The organism is Pseudoalteromonas sp. SR45-5 (genome assembly GCF_014163565.1).
Lineage (GTDB): Bacteria > Pseudomonadota > Gammaproteobacteria > Enterobacterales > Alteromonadaceae > Pseudoalteromonas > Pseudoalteromonas distincta.
The window spans coordinates 1-1,676 of sequence record NZ_JACJDN010000755.1; the positions used below are offsets into that span (position 1 = coordinate 1).

Annotated in this window: 2 protein-coding genes; both read right to left on the bottom strand. The window is 38.0% G+C overall.

Annotated elements, in window-relative coordinates; all coding sequences use genetic code 11:
- Positions 1–89: 89 nt before the first annotated feature.
- The gene (locus H5072_RS18685) at positions 90–878 is read right to left on the bottom strand and encodes a PhzF family phenazine biosynthesis protein (RefSeq protein ID WP_182694420.1); all 789 of its coding nucleotides are present in this window, start codon (positions 876–878) and stop codon (positions 90–92) included.
- 72 nt (positions 879–950) lie between these two features.
- Complete coding sequence (locus tag H5072_RS18690; protein ID WP_182694421.1) at positions 951–1,565, bottom strand: PQ-loop repeat-containing protein; 615 nt, start codon at positions 1,563–1,565, stop codon at positions 951–953.
- Between the last annotated feature and the right edge of the window lie 111 nt (positions 1,566–1,676).

Here is a 1,676-nt window from a genome sequence, read left to right on the forward strand (position 1 = left end):
CAAAAGCGCTAGAAGCATAAAATACCTCTACTAATTGAGTAAACCAAGGCCACGATTTACGTGGCCTTTTTTATAACTTAATTCACAGTTTAAATATAAATAGTGCCTTTTAAATACCTTACAGCATGCCCGGTCAAAGTGACGGTTGTATCATCCACTTTGCAAATTAAATGCCCGCCTCTGCTTGAAGCCTGATAAGCACTTAACGTAGTTTTACCAAATTGCTGCGCCCAGTAAGGTGCCAAGCCAGTATGAATTGAGCCCGTTACATAATCTTCGTCGCCACCGCTTGCAGGCCAAAAATAGCGAGATATAAAATCATATTCAGCACTTGGAGCAGTGGCCACTACATCAAGTGGATAAAGCGTTTTTAAAAGCTCAGAGTTAGTTGTTAATTCAAGTATTTGATCGGCATTTTCATAAATAGCAAAGTAAGCTTGGCGATTTTTAAGTACTTTACTCGGTTGTATAGACAAGCCATCAAGCAATTGCTGCGGTACATTTTGTACCTCAATCGGTGCTTGTTTAGGAAAGGTCATTGCAAAGCTGCCATCAGAGTTTTTATTAACGATTAGCTCGCCCACCGCATCAGCAATAAAGCGAATTTGCGATATGTTATGCTCTTCACATAAAACATAGGCAGCCGCAAGTGTGGCGTGACCACAAAAGTCGATTTCCATCAACGGCGAAAACCAGCGAATAACAAAACTTCCATCGTCTTGCTGGTAGGTAAAAGCTGTTTCAGATACGTTATTCTCAGCGCCAATCTTTAGCATTAAATCGTCACTTAACCACGATTCCAGTGGGATCACTGCCGCATAGTTACCTTTAAATAACTCATTCGTAAACGCATCAATTTGATGAATAGCTAATTGCATTGTTTAAACTTTGTAATGATTAATAGCTTAAAACTGCCATACCTAAACTAAATTAGCACTTTTATTTTTGCTTTAAGCCATTACAGGTCGCATTCTATAGTATTGCATACAACCAAATTGCACAGCATTGGTAAGCAATAGCATAATAAACATAAGTAAGTGCGCCGTGCTTGGAGCAACTGTCGTAAGCTCAACAACTAAGCCGCAAATACCAGCAATAAACTGCAAGCTAAAGTAGCGCGCGCTTAAATTACTCACATTACCCGTACGCAATGTTTTATAAGTTTGCGGCATAACACGTACCGAACTCATCACAAGACCAACATACGTTAAAGCGCTTAATACCGTTGCAGTATCAAGGCTTGAATTTAAAAGCAGTGAAAAAGGCAGTAACGAAAAACCTAGCATAGTAACCAGCTGTACACGTTCTCGTTTAGCTGCATTGAAACGTGCAAAAAAATATAAAATAAGCCCGCTTAACGCACCGGTTACAATAAATGGTAACGCAATATAATAGCGCTCAAAGAAAATATTGTAGGTTATAAAATAAAGGCTTTGTGCTAATCCAAATGTCATCATTAATAGTGACAAACCAGAGACACTACGATTTTTTCGAATTTTGTTTAGTAATGGTAAAAAACTAAAAACCAAAATAAAAGAAGACAATATAGGCAAATAATGCACCAAAGCAACCTCGCTCGTTACATAAATGTTAATTAAAAACAGAAATAAAAACATTTAATAAACATCTGTTTTTAAAAGGCTTTTACTATGAGCGCGGCTCTACAATGCCGCGCT